The sequence below is a fragment of the uncultured Kluyvera sp. genome, assembly GCF_902485085.1.
GTDB classification, from domain to species: Bacteria; Pseudomonadota; Gammaproteobacteria; order Enterobacterales; family Enterobacteriaceae; genus Kluyvera; species Kluyvera ascorbata.
The window spans coordinates 36486-55640 of the sequence record NZ_CABTJS010000094.1; the positions used below are offsets into that span (position 1 = coordinate 36486).

At 53.2% G+C, this 19155-nt stretch carries 11 protein-coding genes and 2 tRNA genes; 9 read left to right on the top strand and 4 right to left on the bottom strand.

What is annotated here, in order from left to right; genetic code table 11:
- Positions 1-55: 55 nt before the first annotated feature.
- A complete protein-coding gene (locus RDN66_RS11220) occupies positions 56-2860 on the bottom strand; it encodes a flavocytochrome c (protein ID WP_202217695.1) in 2805 nt (934 codons plus the stop codon).
- 631 nt (positions 2861-3491) lie between these two features.
- On the opposite strand from RDN66_RS11220, the gene RDN66_RS11225 reads away from it, so the two are divergent.
- The 5 genes from RDN66_RS11225 (at position 3492) to RDN66_RS11245 (ending at position 9936) form a co-directional block, all read left to right on the top strand.
- Positions 3492-5006 carry a DASS family sodium-coupled anion symporter gene (locus RDN66_RS11225; protein WP_202209216.1) on the top strand — a complete coding sequence of 505 codons (1515 nt, stop codon included), beginning with the start codon at positions 3492-3494 and terminating at the stop codon, positions 5004-5006.
- Between the two features lie 56 nt (positions 5007-5062).
- Positions 5063-6712, top strand: coding sequence for a class I fumarate hydratase FumA (gene fumA / locus RDN66_RS11230; protein ID WP_202217694.1), 1650 nt, complete (start codon positions 5063-5065; stop codon positions 6710-6712).
- 662 nt (positions 6713-7374) lie between these two features.
- Positions 7375-7935 (top strand): Ail/Lom family outer membrane beta-barrel protein, encoded by a 561-nt coding sequence (locus RDN66_RS11235; RefSeq protein ID WP_035895060.1) that lies wholly within the window; start codon positions 7375-7377, stop codon positions 7933-7935.
- A 319-nt stretch (positions 7936-8254) separates the two neighbouring features.
- A complete protein-coding gene (locus tag RDN66_RS11240; protein WP_374044017.1) occupies positions 8255-9178 on the top strand; it encodes an extracellular solute-binding protein in 924 nt (307 codons plus the stop codon).
- A gap of 14 nt (positions 9179-9192) precedes the next feature.
- Positions 9193-9936 carry a molybdenum ABC transporter permease gene (locus RDN66_RS11245; protein ID WP_035895062.1) on the top strand — a complete coding sequence of 248 codons (744 nt, stop codon included), beginning with the start codon at positions 9193-9195 and terminating at the stop codon, positions 9934-9936.
- A 145-nt stretch (positions 9937-10081) separates the two neighbouring features.
- On the opposite strand, the gene RDN66_RS11250 is transcribed toward RDN66_RS11245, so the two are convergent.
- Positions 10082-10171, bottom strand: a tRNA-Ser gene (locus tag RDN66_RS11250).
- A gap of 93 nt (positions 10172-10264) precedes the next feature.
- Here RDN66_RS11250 and mtfA point away from each other — a divergent pair.
- Both mtfA and RDN66_RS11260 read left to right on the top strand, forming a co-directional pair.
- Positions 10265-11059: a DgsA anti-repressor MtfA gene (gene mtfA, locus RDN66_RS11255; protein ID WP_202217693.1), complete on the top strand. Its 795-nt coding sequence runs from the start codon at positions 10265-10267 to the stop codon at positions 11057-11059.
- A 100-nt stretch (positions 11060-11159) separates the two neighbouring features.
- Positions 11160-11235, top strand: a tRNA-Asn gene (locus tag RDN66_RS11260).
- Between the two features lie 67 nt (positions 11236-11302).
- Here RDN66_RS11260 and RDN66_RS11265 read toward each other — a convergent pair.
- Together RDN66_RS11265 and RDN66_RS11270 are read right to left on the bottom strand one after the other, a co-directional pair.
- A complete protein-coding gene (locus RDN66_RS11265; RefSeq protein WP_202217690.1) occupies positions 11303-13990 on the bottom strand; it encodes a cation-transporting P-type ATPase in 2688 nt (895 codons plus the stop codon).
- Positions 13991-14040: 50 nt separating this feature from the next.
- Positions 14041-14472, bottom strand: a complete 432-nt coding sequence (locus tag RDN66_RS11270; RefSeq protein ID WP_035895065.1) for a universal stress protein — start codon at positions 14470-14472, stop codon at positions 14041-14043.
- Between the two features lie 521 nt (positions 14473-14993).
- On the opposite strand from RDN66_RS11270, the gene RDN66_RS11275 reads away from it, so the two are divergent.
- Positions 14994-16079 (top strand): efflux RND transporter periplasmic adaptor subunit, encoded by a 1086-nt coding sequence (locus RDN66_RS11275; protein WP_202217689.1) that lies wholly within the window; start codon positions 14994-14996, stop codon positions 16077-16079.
- Positions 16079-19135, top strand: coding sequence for an efflux RND transporter permease subunit (locus RDN66_RS11280; protein ID WP_308537852.1), 3057 nt, complete (start codon positions 16079-16081; stop codon positions 19133-19135). Before RDN66_RS11275 ends, RDN66_RS11280 begins: the two co-directional genes overlap by 1 nt.
- The last annotated feature ends 20 nt before the right edge of the window (positions 19136-19155 follow it).

Below are 19155 nucleotides of genomic sequence, written 5' to 3' on the forward strand. Positions count from 1 at the left end.
TGGGTTTTGAAGGCCTGATAAGCGCAGCGCCATCAGGCAATTCGATGCCGGTTAATTATGCGGATTCAAGCATCGCCCAGGGTACCTGCTGCGCGCGCTGCGCGGCCTGACGACCGGCAAGCGTACCAAAGATAATAATATCTGCCACCGCGTTCCCGCCAATACGGTTACCGCCGTGGATGCCACCGACCACTTCACCGGCGGCATAAGCGCCAGGAATTGCCTGTTTGTTGGCGTTGAGCACGCAGGTATCAGTGTTGATGGTTACGCCGCCCATCGTGTGGTGTACGCCCGGCGCAATCTGAATTGCGTGGAACGGCCCTTCATTCAACGGCGCGCGCAGTGCAGTTTTACGACCGAACTCTTCGTCGTCCTGTTTTTCCACAAAACCGTTATAGCGCGTCAAGGTTGCCTGGAAGGCTTCAGCGTCCAGCCCCAGTTTTGCCGCCAGTTCCGCAGGCGTGCTGGCGCTGGTGACCAGCCCTTTCGCGATATACTCATCCGCCGCTTTGTTTTTGACGCGAACATGTTCATCAAACACGATGTAAGCATAGTGCTCCGGCAGCGCGATAATCGCCGCGGACACTTTGTCACGGGTCTCCATCTCGTTGAAGAATCGGTTACCCTTCTGATTCACCAGAATAGCCCCGCCGCCGCGAATAGATTCAGAGACCAGATAAGAGGTTTTCTGCTCAACGGTTGGGTGAATCTGAATTTCGCCCATATCTACCGTACCAGCACCGATGCGTTCAAGCAGCGCGATACCGCCGCCGGTCGCCCCTTTGTGGTTAGTGGTGACAAAGCCCGCCAGGTCAGGACGGTATTTCACCACCATTTCGCTGTTAGCGCTGAAACCACCTGTCGCCACAATGATGCTGCGGGTCTGAATGGTGACCGTTTCCTGCTCATCGGTCAGCAGACGTACGGCGGCAACTTCGCCCCCTTCCATTACAATATCGACCACGGAGGTGTCGAGCATGACATCAATCTGGCGTTTTGTGACGTTACGCACGAGACCGCTTATCAGGTAGCCTCCCACTGCAGAACCATCTTTTGGACGGTGCGTACGATCAATGCTCATCCCACCGGTAGTGGTGATGTCGTTCAGCATGATGCCGCGATCCGCCAGCCATTCAATGGCCTGCGGTGCCGTTTCAACAAAGCGGCGCAGCAGCGCAGGATTATTTTTGTTTTTGCCGCCTTTCAGGGTTTCTTCATAGAACAGCTCTTTGCTGTCCTGAATCCCTTTCACCCGCTGGAAGCGCGTTTCTGCAGCGTTCATCCCAGCGGATGCCTTAATGGTGTTCCCACCAATGGTCGGCATTTTCTCAACGATCAGCACGCGGGCACCGTCATCGTGCGCCTGAATAGCCGCCGCCAGACCTGCACCGCCGCTCCCGACTACCACCACATCGTAAGATTTTGGTGCCGCGGTATCGCCGCCCTCTTCAGCCACCAGCGCTTTACTGGATTTCACCATCGCTTTGGAGACCGCTTTTTTCACCGCTTCGCTCTGGCTGGTTGCCCCGGAGATGGCATCCACATGTGGGGTGTTCGCATCCAGAATACGTGAGCGAATTTCTTCAAAGCTGGTGACGAACTCCACGTCCTGATCCACGCCGCCGGTCAGTTCAATGTCGGCGATTCTGTCGGTTTCGAGGCTAACGTTGATAACCAGTTCACCGGCTTCATCCTGCACTGTTTCAACGAACACGCCCGGCTTGAATTTAGACACCGACACGCTCATATCGCGGATCATCGCTTCCACCAGCGAGAAACGCCACAGCGGTTCAGGGATATTCAGCGCTTCGCGCTGGGTGCTGTCGATAAACAGATCCAGCGTCTGGCCGTCGGCAATGCGTTCAGCCCAGTCAGGATAAGCGATACAGGCGCGGCCAACCGCAATCAGGTCGTAACCGTGGTCCATAGCGCTTTCGATATCGCTGTCGTTCACCACGCCGCCCACGCCCATTACCGGCACTTGTGCCAGCGTTTCAGAACGCATCGCAACGTATTTTTCAATCAGCGGGGTCGGGTCGGTCGTATCGACGATAGACGGACGCAACGTCGCACCAACGGAGAAGTGCAGATAGTCCAGCCCACGAGCAGCCAGTTTTTCCAGCAGATACATCGTGTCGTCAAAGCGAATCCCTGGAATTTCCATCTCTTCAGGCGAGAAACGATAGCCGATGATGAAGGCGTCGTCCGCATACTGGCGCACCATTTTATGGGTGATATCTAACACCGCTAGCGGGAATTTCGCGCGGTTATCGCGGCTGCCGCCCCACTCGTCGTCACGCTGGTTGGAGTTTGGCGAGTAGAACTGTTGGATAAGATAGGTATTTGCGCCGTGGATTTCGACGCCATCAAAACCGGCCTGAATAGCACGACGTACGGCATCGCCGAACTTACCGACCATCCCTTCCACTTCTTCAGTGGTCAGAGCTACCGGTGTTGCCGCGCCATCACGCGGGGCCGCTACGGCGCTTGGGCCAACCGGCGTACGGCCACCAATCAGTTTCGGATCGACCATGCGGCCGCCGTGGTAGATTTGCAGCAGTGCTTTAGAGCCTTTCGATTTAATGGCTTCAGCGATTTTTGCCAGCCCGGCAATTTTGTCATCGCTGTCAATGCCGAGTGCGCCCGGGAAAGCCAGACCTAAATCGTCAACAAAACAGCATTCTACGATGATAGTACCGATAAGACCGGCGCGAGCACGATAGTACTCCACCAGCTCGCTGCTGACGGAACCATCGTAATAACCTGAACAGGTTGTCATCGGTGCCATAAAGAGACGGTTTTTAAGCTCGGTACCATTCGGTAATGTACAAGAGCTCAGTACGCGATGTTGATTGTTCATAAGGGTTAACTCCAAACTTTTAAAAAATTAAAATTTAAGAATTCGGGATCGGGCTGTATTTGAGTTATTTGTTATGCCGATATCATGGTATTAATATAACGATAATTTTAGTTACTAAAGCAATTACGTTAGTTATAAAACTATTTAATCCCATAAATAACACACATGCCCCATGGTGTTACTAATTTAATTCTTTTTTATTCACAATAATTTAATAAATATCGATACAAATGCAACTTTGTTAACAGTGGTCAAACCAGTGCAAAGCCAAAGTTAAAACCAATAAAAACAACAACTTGTGACAATTAAAAACAAGCAAAACACCATCTAATATAAAAATTAATTTAACCTAACCTCCATAATACCCAATAAGCCAATAGGGTTATTTATCAATGCGTAAAATTAATACGGCGATTGTGATTTTTTGATCCCGATCAATTGTAATAGCATCCAAAAGCGCATTATATGAATATAAGATTTTTAAAACTTAGCGCTAAATAAAATAGCGTTAAGCACCTAACTTTTGAAATTGCCAGCCGTGCTTTTGAAATATAAAGAAAGTAAAAAAACTAAAAAAAGCAAAGCGGCAATTTTAGTCAATCGAATTATTAACTACTTATAGAAGCGTAATATGAACGAGAAATCTGCGACATCGCACTCACCGACCCCGGTGAGTAAACCAAAGGATGGTAAGAAAAACCGTCTTGTGATGATGGCGCTGCCTATTATTGTGGCGGTGCTTCTCCTCTTCGTCCCGGTTCCTGACGGGCTTCCACCGTATGCCTGGCACTACTTCGCTATCTTTGTCGGCGTAATTGTTGGCCTTATCTTTGAACCGCTTCCAGGTGCCGTTATCGGCCTGACCGGGGTGGTTGCCATCGCGTTGTGCAGCCAGTGGGTGCTGTTCAGCCCTGAACAGATGGCGGCACCGAAGTTCCAGCTGGCGGGTGCCTCCTTTAAATGGGCGGTCAGCGGCTTCGGCAACTCCACCGTCTGGCTTATCTTCGGCGCGTTTATGTTCGCGGCCGGTTACGATAAAACCCGCTTCGGTCGCCGCCTGGCGCTGATCCTGGTGAAATACCTCGGTCGCCGCAGCCTGACGCTTGGCTATGCCATTACTCTGGCAGACCTGCTGCTGGCACCGTTTACCCCGTCCAACACCGCGCGTAGCGGCGGGACCATCTACCCGATTATCGCTAACCTGCCGCCGCTGTACGGTTCAAAACCTAATGACCCAAGCGCGCGTAAAATTGGTTCATACCTGATGTGGGTGGCGATTACCGCCGCCTGTATTACCAGCTCCATGTTCCTTTCCGCACTGGCACCTAACCTGCTGGCGCTGGCGCTGGTGAAAAGCATCGTTGGTATCAACATCTCCTGGGGTACCTGGTTTATCGCCTTCCTGCCGCTGGGTCTGCTGTTGATTCTGACCATGCCGCTGCTGGCTTACTGGTTCTACCCGCCGGAAGTGAAGGTGAACGACGAAGTGCCGCTGTGGGCCGCACGTGAGCTGGAAAAACTCGGCAAACTGTCTCGTAACGAAATTCTGCTGCTGGTGTTCGTGTGCTGTGCGCTGATGATGTGGATCTTCGCCGCCGCGTGGATTGAACCCGCCATGGCCGCTCTGCTGATTATCGGCCTGATGCTGTGGACCGGCGTACTGGAGTGGAGCGACATCACCGGTAATAAAGCCGCGTGGAACACCTTCGTGTGGTTTGCCACTCTGGTGGCTCTGGCCGACGGCCTCTCCTCTACCGGTTTTATCGGCTGGTTGGGTAAAGAAGGCGGCATGCTGATGAGCGGTATCTCCCCGGGCGTGGCGACCATCGTTCTGCTGCTGGCGTTCTACCTGCTGCACTACCTGTTTGCCAGCACCACCGCGCACACCACTGCGCTGCTGCCAGCGATGCTGACCATCGCGTCAACCATTCCGGGCATGAACATGAACGTCTTCGTGCTGCTGATGGTGACCTCGCTGGGTATCATGGGGATCATCACCCCATACGGTACTGGCCCAAGCCCAATTTACTACGGCAGTGGCTATCTGCCGACCAAAGACTACTGGCGCCTCGGCACCATCTTTGGGGGCATCTTCCTGGTAGCACTGCTGGTCATCGGCTACCCATGGATGTCTATGATGTTCTGATTCATAACCGTCGGCGGGCAACCTCCGGCGGTTTTATTTTTATGGAGTGAAGCGCTATGTCGAATAAATCATTTTATTACCAGAACCCCTTCCCACTGTCTCACGATGACACTGAATACTATCTGCTCAGTCGTGAGCACGTTTCCGTGGCCCAGTTTGACGGTCAGGACGTCTTAAAAGTTGAACCTGAAGCGCTGACGCTGCTTGCCCAGCAGGCCTTCCACGATGCCGCCTTTATGCTGCGTCCTTCTCATCAGAAACAGGTTGCCGCCATTCTGAATGACCCGGAAGCCAGCGAAAACGATAAATACGTCGCCCTGCAGTTCCTGCGTAACTCCGAAATCGCCGCCAAAGGCGTGCTGCCAACCTGTCAGGATACCGGCACCGCCATCATTATGGGTAAAAAAGGCCAGCGCGTCTGGACCGGCGGTGGCGATGAAGCCGCGCTGTCTCAGGGCGTGTACAACACCTATATCTCCGACAACCTGCGCTATTCGCAGAACGCGGCGCTGGATATGTATAAAGAGGTGAATACCGGGACTAACCTGCCCGCCCAGATTGACCTCTACAGCGTCGACGGTGACGAGTATAAATTCCTGTGCATCGCCAAAGGCGGCGGCTCGGCGAACAAAACCTATCTCTATCAGGAAACCAAAGCGCTGATTACCCCAGCGAAGCTGAAAAACTACCTGGTGGAAAAAATGCGTACCCTGGGTACCGCGGCCTGCCCGCCGTACCATATCGCGTTCGTGATTGGCGGTACTTCTGCTGAAGTGACGTTGAAAACGGTCAAACTGGCTTCAACCCGTTATTACGACGGTCTGCCAACCGAAGGGAACGAACACGGCCAGGCATTCCGAGACATGAATCTGGAGAAAGAACTGATGATCGAGGCGCAGAATCTCGGCCTCGGCGCACAGTTTGGCGGTAAATACTTCGCTCACGATATCCGCGTCGTCCGTCTGCCACGTCACGGCGCATCCTGTCCGATCGGCATGGGCGTTTCCTGTTCCGCTGACCGTAATATCAAAGCCAAAATCAACCGCGACGGTATCTGGATTGAGAAACTGGAGCACAACCCGGCGCAGTACATTCCTGAAGCACTGCGTCAGCAGGGTGAAGGCGCTGCGGTCAGCATCAATCTCAACCAGCCGATGAGCGAGATCTTAGCGCAGCTTTCAGCACACCCGGTATCCACTCGCCTTTCGCTGAACGGCACCATTATCGTTGCCCGCGATATTGCGCACGCTAAGCTGAAAGAGCTGTTGGATAACGGGGAGGAACTGCCGCAGTACGTGAAAGATCACCCAATCTACTACGCAGGCCCAGCCAAGACGCCGGAAGGCTACGCGTCCGGTTCCTTAGGCCCAACCACCGCAGGACGTATGGACTCTTACGTTGACCTGTTGCAGTCTCACGGCGCCAGTATGGTGATGCTGGCAAAAGGAAACCGCAGCCAGCAGGTGACCGACGCCTGTCATAAACACGGCGGTTTCTATCTCGGCAGCATCGGCGGCCCGGCGGCGGTGCTGGCGCAAACCAGCATTAAGAGCCTGGAGTGTGTGGCCTATCCTGAGCTGGGTATGGAAGCTATCTGGAAAATTGAAGTGGAGAATTTCCCGGCATTTGTTCTGGTGGATGATAAAGGTAATGATTTCTTCCAGCAGATTCAGAACAAGCAGTGTGCAGGGTGTTCTCAGCGATAAGTTTGTTCTCCCCCTGCTATGGTCTGTCTCTTGCACGTAAATGTTGAGGACAATTATCTGGTAAGGGGAGACGCATTTGGGTTTATCGCTCCATTGCGGTCTTTTAGTTAACAGCAAAAACCAACACAAATGTCACTGAAACCGATGAGCCCCCGCTGGAAATCGGCGAGCCTTAGCACGAAAGACAAGGTCAGGACGCCATGGATGGCGGACTGAGGCGAACCGAGACACGACGTCGAGTTTCGCCGTGCCGCAGGCTGGAGTCGTAGGCGAGCGTAGTGCGAAGCACCGATTTCCCCGCGGGGCCGCGGGGATTGTTAAGGGGGATGCGGTTATCCCCCTTAACACGTTCACCGGTGAAGAGCCTTCATATTCCGCCTGATGCAAAGTGAACGGAACCACGCACCTCACTGAAAAATATCAGCCCCACTGAAATTCATGTATAAGAGACCACGCCACAATAGAGGTTAATTCTATTTTAAGAAACATCCCAATAAAGCAATTAATTACCCTGCTCCCTTGCAGAAACATCTCCAGAACGTTATTCCCGTTTCATCCCATAAATTCAGGTAGTTCATCAGAAAAAACATTCTCGATATAATCCCCGCGCTTTTCAAACTCATTGATTAACACAACACAATAATTTTAAAGGGTTTTATAAATTGAAAAAACTATCTCTGGCAGTATTGGTCCTGGGGAGTCTGGCAAGTGGAATGGCCATTGCGGATAGCCAAAGCGTTTCCATTGGTTATGCTCAAGCTGACGTACAGGACTTCAAAAATATCCGCGGTGTTAACCTGCAATATCGCTATGAATTTGATTCTCCGTTCAGCGTCGTAGGTTCATTTACTTATATGAGCGGCAGTCAGGACCAGAACTATTATGTCGACTCTGATTCCGTCAACACCAATATCGACGTCAAGTATTACTCGCTGTTAGTCGGCCCAGCCTACCGTATCAACGAATATGTCTCCCTGTATGCGCTGGGCGGTGCGGCGCGTACCAAAGCCGATATCGATGTCAAATGGCTGGAATCGAGCAACAACGAAGTCTATCGTGAAAGCGAATCCCGTGATTCAACCTCTTTCGCTTACGGCGCAGGCATCATCATTAACCCAATCGAAAATCTGACCGTGAACGTCGGTTACGAAGGGACCACTGCCGATATCGAAGACAAGTACAGCATCAACGGTTTTAACATCGGCGTAGGCTATCGTTTCTGATACTTTCCGACGCGCGGCTTCTTATCTTTGCGGATTGAGAAGCCGCCAGCACATTCCCTTCCCGCTTATTCTGTACCTCTGGCGCCAGATCCCCGGGGGCGGCGTGAACGCCTCGCGCAGGCTACGGTTTTCGCCGTCAATATTATCGTTAAAAGGTTCTGAACATAAATCCTTAACATTCAGAAACAGATACATACAAGATTTACCCCAGAGTGAGTATTTTTTCAATTTAAGCTCAACGACCGTTTCATCATCATTGCCCCTCCTCTCCTTTTCGTGAAAAATCGATATGTAAAAAAATACATAACGAGGCAGGGCAATGGTTTCAGGAAAAATGAAGTACGGGATTTTAGCGCTGATGGTATGTACCCCGGCGGTTTTCGCCAAAGACATCCGTGTCACCTATGCCGGTTCAATGGGCAAAGTGATGGATCAGGGCCTGGGTCCGGCGTTCAGCAAAGCAGACAACGGTGAATATCAGGGGCAAGGACAAGGGGCCTACGGGATGGCTCGTCTGCTCGCCAGCCACAAGATTGAGGCCGATGTCTTCGTCTCTATCAACCCAGGTCCAATGCAGATCCTGAAGGATGCAGGGCTGATTGACGATGCTGTGCCTGTGGCTAGCACCAGTATGGTGCTGGCGTACAACCCAAAAGGTAAATATGGCGAGCAGTTTGCCGAAGCCAGCAAAAAGAGCGATGGCTCATGGCTCTATCTGCTGGCAAAAAAAGATATTAGTTTTGGCCGCACCGACCCGTATGTCGATCCGAAAGGCCAGAATATCGTCTTCACCCTGATGCTGGCTGAAAAATATTATCAGCAACCGGGTATCGCGATGAAGATCCTCGGTAGCCTCCAGAACCCGCAGCAAACGAACCAGGAAGGCGGTCTGTTAACCCGTCTCGAAAGTGGTCAGGTCGATGCCGCCGCAGCGTATGAGAGCGAAATTCGCTCCGCGCACCTGCCATATGTTGCGCTGCCGGATGAAATTAACCTGAGTAACCCAGCGATGGAAAAGCAGTGGTATGACACCGTCAGCTTCACCATTAAAGACAGCAAGGGCAAAGACCAGGTTCTGCATACTCAGCCTATGGTGTTTTACGCTGCCGTGCTGAAAAATGCACCTAACGGCGTTGAACAAGGCAAAAAGTTCGTCAAATTTATGCAAAGCCCACAAGGTCAGGCGCTGTTTAAACAGTATGGCTACGCGGAACCGAAAGGGGATGCGCTATACGCTCGCTAAGCCGTCCTGGCAAAATAGCGGGTTGGCTTTCGCTGCCCGCTATTCTCCTGCTCAGCATTCCGTTTGTGACGCTGCTCAGCGTCACACCCTGGCAACATTTACAGCTGGCATGGCGTGACGATAATGCGATTGCCGTATCAATGGGTCTGGGTGGGTTCGCGCTGTGCATCACGGTCGCGATTGGCTTGCCCGCAGCCTGGTGGTTGTCGCAGGCAACGGGGCGACGGCGGTTAATTGCCGAGATGCTTGTGATGATCCCCCTGCTTACCCCACCGCTGGCGATGGGGATACTGCTGGTTTCCGCCCTGGGGCCCTATGGACTGGTCGGTTCCTGGATCTCAAAAATAGGGATAACTCTGGTCAACAACCCGGCGGCATTTGTGCTGGCGCAGATTTACGGTTCACTACCCTATTTCATCGTGGTGGCGCGTTCGGCGTTCTCTACAGTGCCAAAAGACATTCTTGAAGCTGGCCAGACGCTTGGCGCCTCCGGATGGAATCGCTTTCGCTATCTGACGCTGCCTATCGCCCTCCCCGGCCTGGCTTCCGCCGTCACGCTCGCCTGGGTTCGTGCCGTCGGCGAGTTTGGCATCGTCATGATCTTCGCCTATTTCCCCCAGGGTATCCCCGTCAAACTATACACTAACCTGCAAAATGATGGTGTAGATGCCGTCTATACGCTGCTGTGGATGCTGCTGATTGTCACGCTACCGCTGCCGATGATGTGCTTTGCCTTGGGCCGACGCCAGGTACGGTAAATCGGTCGTGATTCCGATATTCCTGTGTTCAATGTCACAATTGCAGACATAATGAAGTGACGCTAGGCGGTTACGAAAATATCCTGTGGACGTTTAAAAAAAGGGAAGTCTGACGGGCACGAGAGGAGTATAACTTGTTGAAAATTGGCGGAGAGAGGGGGATTTGAACCCCCGGTAGAGTTACCCCTACTCCGGTTTTCGAGACCGGTCCATTCAGCCGCTCTGGCATCTCTCCGTTTTGATGGTTGCCATCATGCCAGGTTATTTGGCATTTTAACAGACCCAGTCTCCTCAATTGCGTTCAAGTGACGAGTTTGCGAGCAAAACGATGATTAAATGGCCCTGGAAAGCAAGTGATACCGTCGAAATAAGCAATATGCCGTGGGCGCAGGCTCTGGCTATTCCGCTGTTAGCCAATCTCTCTGACGACGAGCAGCTCAAGCTGGTGCATCTCGCCGACCGTTTTTTACAACAAAAACGGCTGGTGTTTCTGCAAGGTTTGACGGCTGAGCCGATTATTGAGGCGCGTATTGCCCTGCTTTTCTGTCTGCCCGTACTCGAACTTGGGCTTGAATGGCTGGATGGATTCCATGAAATTCTCATCTACCCTGCTCCCTTTATCGTGGACGATGAGTGGGAAGACGATATTGGCCTGGTCCACAGCCAACGCGTGGTGCAGTCCGGTCAGAGCTGGCAACAGGGGCCCATCGTGCTGAACTGGCTCGATATTCAGGATTCTTTCGATGCCTCCGGTTTTAATCTGATTATTCATGAAGTGGCGCATAAGCTCGATGCCCGTAATGGCGACCGCGCCAGCGGCGTGCCGTTTATCCCGCTTCGCGAGGTCGCAGGATGGGAACACGACCTCCATGCAGCCATGAATAATATTCAGGATGAGATTGATTTAGTTGGCGAAAACGCTGCCAGTATTGATGCCTACGCGGCGACCGACCCCGCAGAATGTTTTGCCGTCTTATCTGAGTATTTTTTCAGCGCGCCAGAACTTTTCGCCCCACGCTTCCCTGCCCTGTGGCAACGTTTCTGCGGCTTCTACCGCCAGGATCCTCTACAGCGGTTGCGTGATAACAGCGAACTGGGTAAAAACTCACCAGTAGTTCACTAAAACGGCATCTTGCGCTAAATTCATTCATTTGAATCAGCAAGTTAAATTTAGTGTTGACACAAATATCGGGTGCCAGTACTATGCGCCTCGTTCACACGATTCCTCTGTAGTTCAGTCGGTAGAACGGCGGACTGTTAATCCGTATGTCACTGGTTCGAGTCCAGTCAGAGGAGCCAAATTTAAAAAGCCTGCTTAGGAAACTAAGCAGGCTTTTTGCTTTTCTACGCTTCAGAAATCGACCTATCAGGTCGTACGCCATTTCCTGGTCAGCGGTTTCTCCACTTCGACTATCAGGAACATGACAAACCCGATAATAAAGGTGATGACCCAATAGCGGAGCGGCAGCCCTGTGGTACCGAACAACACCTGCATAAATGGCGCGTAGATAATCAGCAATTGCAGCACCAGCAGTACGCCACTCACTATCCAGATCCCGCGGTTGGCCAGCAGGCCTTTACTCAGCGAGAAACCATCCGCGACTCGACAGTTGAGCATATAGAACCACTGCGCGGTAACCAATGTTTGCAGCAACACGGTACGAATAAACTCAGGTGAATAGCCACGAGGCTGTAGCCAGGCCTCCAGCACAAAGGCGCTCACGGCAATCATTGAGCCCACAAAAATCACGCGCCAGATAGCAAATCCGTCCATGACGTGCAGCTTAGGATCGCGCGGCGGACGCCGCATGATGTTCTTTTCACCCGCTTCAAACGCCAGGCCAAACGATAGCGTGGCGGAGGTAGCCATATTCATCCACAGAATCAACACCGGCGTGAGCGGGATTAAGTTACCTGCCAGCAGCGCGATAATGATAAGCAACCCCTGCGCAAGGTTCGTCGGCATAATGAACAGGATGGTTTTCTTCAGGTTATCGTAAACCCGGCGCCCTTCCCTGACCGCGCTGGCAATCGTGGCGAAGTTATCGTCGGTAAGCACCATATCAGCGGCCTCTTTGGTCACTTCAGTGCCTTTGATCCCCATGGCGATACCGACATCGGCCTGCTTCAGCGCTGGGGCATCGTTCACCCCGTCACCGGTCATCCCGACCACCTCTTTTTTACTTTGCAGCGCCTGGACCAGGCGGAATTTATCTTCCGGACTGGTACGGGCAAAAATATCAAATTTCTGCGCTGCTTCGCTCAACTGGATATCGTCCATCACCTCCAGTTCGCGCCCGGTAATGGCGTTGCCCGCGTTGCCGATCCCCAACATTTTGCCAATACTCATCGCCGTTTGCGGGTGGTCGCCGGTTATCATCTTCACGCGGATCCCCGCCTGCAGACAGTCGCCGATCGCGGTAATAGCTTCAGGCCGTGGCGGATCCATCATCCCGGCAATCCCCAGCAAAATAACGCCCTGCTGCAGATCCTGATGGGTGAGCTCCGTTTGCCCCTCCGCTGCCGGTTTCCATGCCGCTGCGACCATACGCAGCCCTTCCCGCGCGTACTCCTCAATTTTCGCTTCCCAGTACGGTTGGTTGAGCGGCTCCAGCCCATGGTCGGTTTGCTGATGCTGGCACAGACGGAACAATACATCCGGCGCGCCGGTGATGAGAATCGACTCCTCATCGCCGATGCGGTAGAGCGTTGACATGTATTTGTACTGCGAGTCGAAAGGAATTTTACTGCGTAATTCGGTCGAGACTGCCGGTAACGTCACTTTCGCCGCTAGCACCTTCAGCGCCCCTTCCGTTGGCCCACCGGTTATTTTCCATAGCCCGCTTTCATCCTTGATAAGCTGGCTGTCATTACAGAGGTCGATAGTCCGTAGATAACGAGCCAGCAGCGTATCGGGCGCCACGGTAATAGGCTCTTCACTATCAACCGGATGAATATTCCCCACCGGTTCGTAGCTGTCCCCCTCAACCCGATAGACCGTGTCCGCCGTGATAACGGCTTTAACGGTCATTTCGTTCATGGTCAGGGTCCCGGTTTTATCCGAGCAAATCACCGTCATGGCCCCCAGCGTTTCCACCGTTGGCAGTTTGCGAATAATCGCCTGCTGCCGCGCCATGGTTTGTACGCCGAGCGAGAGAATAATCGAAATAATTGCCGGCAGCCCTTCCGGTACCGAAGCCACCGCCAGGCTAATCAGCGACAGCATCAGCTCGGAAACCGGCATATCGCGGAACAGCAGGCTAAAGACAAACAGCGCCGCCATCATCACCAGAATGATGATAAATATCGCTTTACCAAGCTTATCCATCTGCACCAGCAGCGGGGTTCGGTGCTTCTCGATATCCGCCATCATCTGGTTAATATGGCCAAGCTCGGTATTGCCCCCGGTGGCCACCACCAGACCTTTACCGCCGCCGGAGCTCACCGTCGTGCCCGAAAACAGCAGATTAGTACGGTCACCCAGCGGGAGTTCTCCGCTGAGCGCGTCGGTGTTTTTCTCCACCACCGTCGACTCACCGGTGAGGATCGCCTCCTCTACTCGTAGATTGTGCGCCTCAATTACCCGCAGGTCAGCCGGGATACGGTCACCGGCGCGGATAACCACAATATCGCCAGGCACTAACGCCGTGGTGGGAATGGTTTCATGATTCCCCTGGCGAATCACCACCGCCTCGCTGGAAAGCATATTGCGGATGCTCTGCAGTGATTTCTCCGCATTGCTCTCCTGAATATGACCAATCAGGGCGTTGATGACCGCCACGCCAAGAATAACCAGCGTATCGACCCAATGCCCCATTACGGCGGTCAGCAACGCCGCCGCCAGCAGAACGTAGATCAGCACATCATTGAAGTGGGCAAGAAAGCGCAGCCACGCCGGTTTACCCGCTTTTTGCGGCAGCGCATTTTCACCGTATTGCTGCAATCGTGCGGCGGCCTCTGCGCTGCTAATCCCTTCCGGCGCACTGTTGGTGCTGGTCAGGGTCTCATCCACGGAGAGCTGGTAATACGGGCTGCCCGGTTTGTCTGTGTTCATTCGTATCTCCTCACTCCTGTAACGGAAATCAGGACAGCTATTGGCTGCTCTTAACGCACCACAAATACCGGCACATGAGCATAGCGCACGATACCGGAGGCCTCTGATCCCAGAAGATGAGTCTGAATATTGGGGTTACGAGAACCTACGATGACGACATCGGCCTTCAGTTCATCGGCCAGTTTTGTCACCTCATCGCGGACGTTGCCGCTGCGGACATGTATCTGCACCTCGTCTTCTTTAATCGAGAGTTTGTTAATGAGCTCGGCAAGTTTTTCTTTCGAATTTTTAATTAGATACTCTTCCATCTTTCTCGCATCGGCGATAAACCCACGCGTCAGTGCGGGTGAAAAAGGAGGGATAACGTTCAGCAGATGAATTTTCCCGGAGGAACTGTGTGCGAGAAAATGCGCGTGGGATAAAGCTTTATCTGCGAGGCCAGTTTCAAACACATCAACCGGCACAAGAATATTTTTATACATAGAGAATCCTTTTATAAACCAATATGTCAGGTAGTAAAAATGGCCCACGAAAGGCGCTGATAAAGACATCTCGAATTGAGGTATGAGGGCATAACTAAACGTAGCACACGGCGTGCGATACAATTAAGACACCAATTAATATATTGAAAAATATCATGGCGGCAGCACGCGCCAGTCAATTCAACTATAAAACCCGCCAAATCGTCGACATTGCCGCAAATTTTACTCTTTTTAACATTTTCGATTTTCTGCGACTATGCTCATTAACAGGCGTCACTGCGTCTTGCGAAAATCATCCAATAATTATGTAGATAAGAATGTAATCATCAAACGATTGGTGCTGAAGGAGGGATAATGTTCGGCTACAGTTTATTTCGCCTGGCCTTATTTATTGCACTAGCAATAATTGCCTGCACTGCTTCAGGCCTATTCACCTACTTCGTAGTATCTGCGTTGGCTAATTAAAACCAGAGATTGTGAACAATATGTAAAATACGTCCTTAAATTCCGAGGGGAATACTGTGAACCGTTATTTTTCTCTCATTCCCATTGTTATTTTAATAACAACGGCTTGCGACCAGAAAGCACCACAAGTTGCACCGCAACCGAAGATGGTGAAAGTCGCGGAAGTGGTTGCTATTGGTGTTTCACAGCAGCGTATTTTCCCTGCCCGCATTGAGTCTGGCGACTCTACCGACCTGTCGTTTAAGCGGGGCGGTCAGATAGAAGCGCTCGACGTGCGCCAGGGAGCCAACATTACTCAGGGGCAGACACTCGCCCGCTTGAATGCCCGAGAGGCACAGCAACGGTTAAACGAACGGCAGACCGCCGCAACGCTCGCCCAGCGGCAGTTTGACCGCTTCCAGACGCTGGCTGGCCGTCAGGCCATTTCAAAAGCAGAAATGGATATCCAGCGCGCGAGCCGTGACTCCGCCAACGCCGCCCTAAAAATTGCCCAGGAAGAACTCTCTCAGATGACGCTGACCGCGCCGTTCAGTGGTGTGGCTGCCAGTGTACCAGTGCGTAACCACCAGGTGGTGGCCGCCGGGCAGCCTATCGTCACCCTGACGCGAACCGATCTGCTGGACGTTGTTTTCAGCGTCCCGGAAAATCTGTTTACCGCCATTGATATCCGTAATGCGCAGTACCGGCCGGTCGTCAGGATCAACACCCTGCCGGACAGGCAGTTCACCGCCGAATATAAAGAGCACACTGGCAGCAGCGACGCCAGCACCCTGACCTGGCAAATTATCCTGACCATGCCGCGCCCGGACGATTTCCCCTCCGTCGGCGGCGTCAGCGGTACCGTCACGGTGAACCTGGCAAATCTTCCCGCAAGCGAGGGCGAACACGCCGTGGTGGTGCCGGTTGAGGCCGTGTTTAATCCCGATAACCGCCAGCGCAATGAGCCGCACGTCTGGCTGGTCAAAGGTGAAGGCGAGGCGCTCCATCTCGAAGACAAAAAAGTTAGCGTAGGCCAGGTGACCTCACAGGGCGTAGTGATTACCGATGGGCTGAGCGTCGGCGATCGTGTCGTGGCGGCAGGCGTCAGCGAATTGCATGCGCAGCAGCCGGTGAGAATCTGGACGCGTGAACGAGGTTTGTAATGGATATCTCTCGCCAGTTTATTAACAACCCCGTGCGCGTCTGGCTCACTATCTTACTGCTGGGCATCGGGGGCATTTTCGCCCTGCTGAACATTGGTCGCCTTGAAGACCCGGCGTTTACCATTAAAACCGCCGTGGTCGTCACCCACTATCCGGGCGCATCGGCGCAACAGGTTGAAGAGGAGGTGACGTTACCGCTGGAAAATGCGCTGCAGCAGTTGCCTTATCTGGATAACGTCAGTTCAATTTCCTCCAATGGGCTATCACAAATCACCGTCAATATCGCATCGAACTATCACTCTAGCGAACTGCCGCAAATCTGGGATGAACTGCGCCGTAGAGTCGGCGACGCCGCGCGCCTCTTCCCTCCCGGCGTGGCGTCTCCCTTTGTGAACGATGATTTCGGTGATGTCTTCGGCTTTTTCTTTGCTCTCTCGGGAGATAGCTACAGCAATCCAGAGCTGGTTCGCTACGCCGAGCAGCTCAGACGCGAACTGGTGCTGGTTCCCGGAGTAGGCAAAGTCGCTATCGGCGGCGCCATTCCCCAACAAATCAATATTGATATTTCGCTGGCGAAAATGGCTGCCCGCGGTATTACGCTAAACCAGTTAGCCGCCACCCTTAGCCGTTTGAACGTCGTATCCAACGCCGGGGAGATAAAATCCGGCAGCGAGTCCATTCGTCTGCATCCTACGGGCGAGTTTGAAAATATTGATGAGCTTAGCGATTTGCTCATCAGCCCGCATGGCTCCGGTGCCGCAACGCGGCTACGCGATATTGCCACGCTGTCGCGCGGGCTCAGTGAGTCACCATCAAGCATTTACCACGCCAATGGGCGACAGGCCGTCACCATGGGGGTCTCGTTTATTCCCGGCGTTAACGTGGTGGATGTTGGTCGCGCGCTCGAGCAGAAACTTGAGCAGATGTCGGCGGAAAAACCGGCAGGCATTAAGATTGACCTGTTCTACGACCAGGCGGCAGAAGTGGCCCACTCGGTGAACGGCTTTATTACTAACTTCCTGATGGCGCTGGCGATAGTCGTCGGCGTGCTGCTCATTTTCATGGGCATCCGCAGCGGTATTATCATCGCCCTGTCGCTGGCGCTCAACGTGCTGGGCACGCTGCTTATCATGTATCTCTGGGGCATTGAACTACAGCGTATTTCTCTGGGGGCGCTCATCATCGCGCTGAGTATGCTGGTCGATAACGCTATCGTTATCGTCGAAGGGGTGATGATTGCCCGCCAGCAGGGTTCGACGCAGCTCGCGGCCATTAACTACGTCATTCGCCGCTCGGCGCTGCCGCTGCTTGGGGCCACCGTCATTGCCATTCTTGCTTTTGCGCCCATTGGCCTGTCGCAGGACTCCACCGGCGAATACTGTAAATCCCTGTTCCAGGTTCTGCTGATTTCACTCATGCTGAGCTGGTTCTCCGCGCTGACCATTACGCCGGTGTTGATTAAATGGTGGCAATCCAAAGGCCAACCCACAGCACAAACGGATACCGACCCGTACGCGGGCCGCTTTTATCGCCTTTATCAGCAAATTCTGCGCACGCTGTTGATGCGTAAAGCCATAACTCTGGCGGTGATGGTTGTGCTATTGGCGGCTTCAATATGGGGGTTTGGTTCAGTTCGGCAGAACTTTTTCCCCTCCTCTAATACGCCCATTTTCTTCGTTGATCTCTGGCTGCCCTACGGCACCGATATTGCCGCAACCGAGCAGATGGCCAGCGATATTGAAACCTCAATTAACGGTCAGCCGGGTGTCGTCACCACGATTGCTACCGTCGGTCAGGGCAGTATGCGTTTCATCCTCACCTACAGCGGCCAACGGCAATACAGCAACTACGCGCAGATCATGGTGCGGATGGACGATCAGCGCAAAATTTCCGCCCTGACGCAGCACGTTGATAGCTATATTGCGCGCAACTACCCACAGGTTAACGCCAGTACCAAACGGGTGATGTTCGGCCCTTCCGGTGATAGCGCGATTGAAGTTCGTATTAAAGGCCCTGACCCCGACCGGCTTCGCCTGCTTGCCAGTCAGGTGAGCGATATTTTATCCGCGGACCCGGCCACTGACGGCGTGCGTAACGACTGGCAAAACCGCAGTAAAGTGATACGCCCGCAATATTCTGCCGCATTAGGCCGCGAGCTGGGCGTGGATAAACAGGATATCGATAACGCGCTGGAGATGAACTTCTCCGGTAGCCGCGCTGGACTTTATCGTGAAGGGGCCGATCTGCTACCGGTCATTGTGCGCCCACCCGCCGCTGAACGTCAGGATGCCAACCATCTGAACAATGTCCTGGTCTGGAGCCAAAGCCGTCAGCAATACATTCCACTCAGCAACGTGGTGAGCGGCTTTAACCTTGAATGGGAAGATCCGCTCATTCTGCGCCGCGACCGTAGCCGCGTGTTGACGGTTCAGACCGATCCAGACCCGCTCAGCAACCAAACCTCGGGCGATATTCTGGCCCGCGTGAAGCCAAAGATTGATGCGCTTGCCCTTCCCCACGGTTACAGCATTGAATGGGGCGGTGACGCCGAGAGTTCCAGCGAAGCGCAGCAGGGGCTGTTCACGACGCTACCGTTGGGCTATCTGGTCATGTTTGTCATCACCGTGCTGATGTTCAGCTCGCTGAAGAATGCGATTGCCATTTGGCTTACCGTCCCGCTGGCACTGATTGGCGTCACGCCGGGCTTTTTAATTACCGGGATCCCTTTCGGCTTTATGGCGCTGATAGGCCTGCTCAGCCTGAGCGGCATGTTAATTCGTAACGGCATCGTCCTGGTTGAAGAAATTGTGCAGCAAAAGCAGGAAAAAGCGCAGCAGGAAGCCATTATCTATGCCGCAACGTCGCGCCTGCGCCCTATTCTGCTAACCGCGTTTACCACCGTGCTCGGCCTCGCACCTTTGCTGCTGGATGTTTTCTTCCAGAGCATGGCTGTGGTTATTATGTTTGGACTCGGATTTGCGACAATCCTGACGTTACTGGTGCTGCCAGTGATTTACGCCTGTTTCCATCATAAGGATATAAAGCCACAACAATGAATACGACTGGGTTGAACATC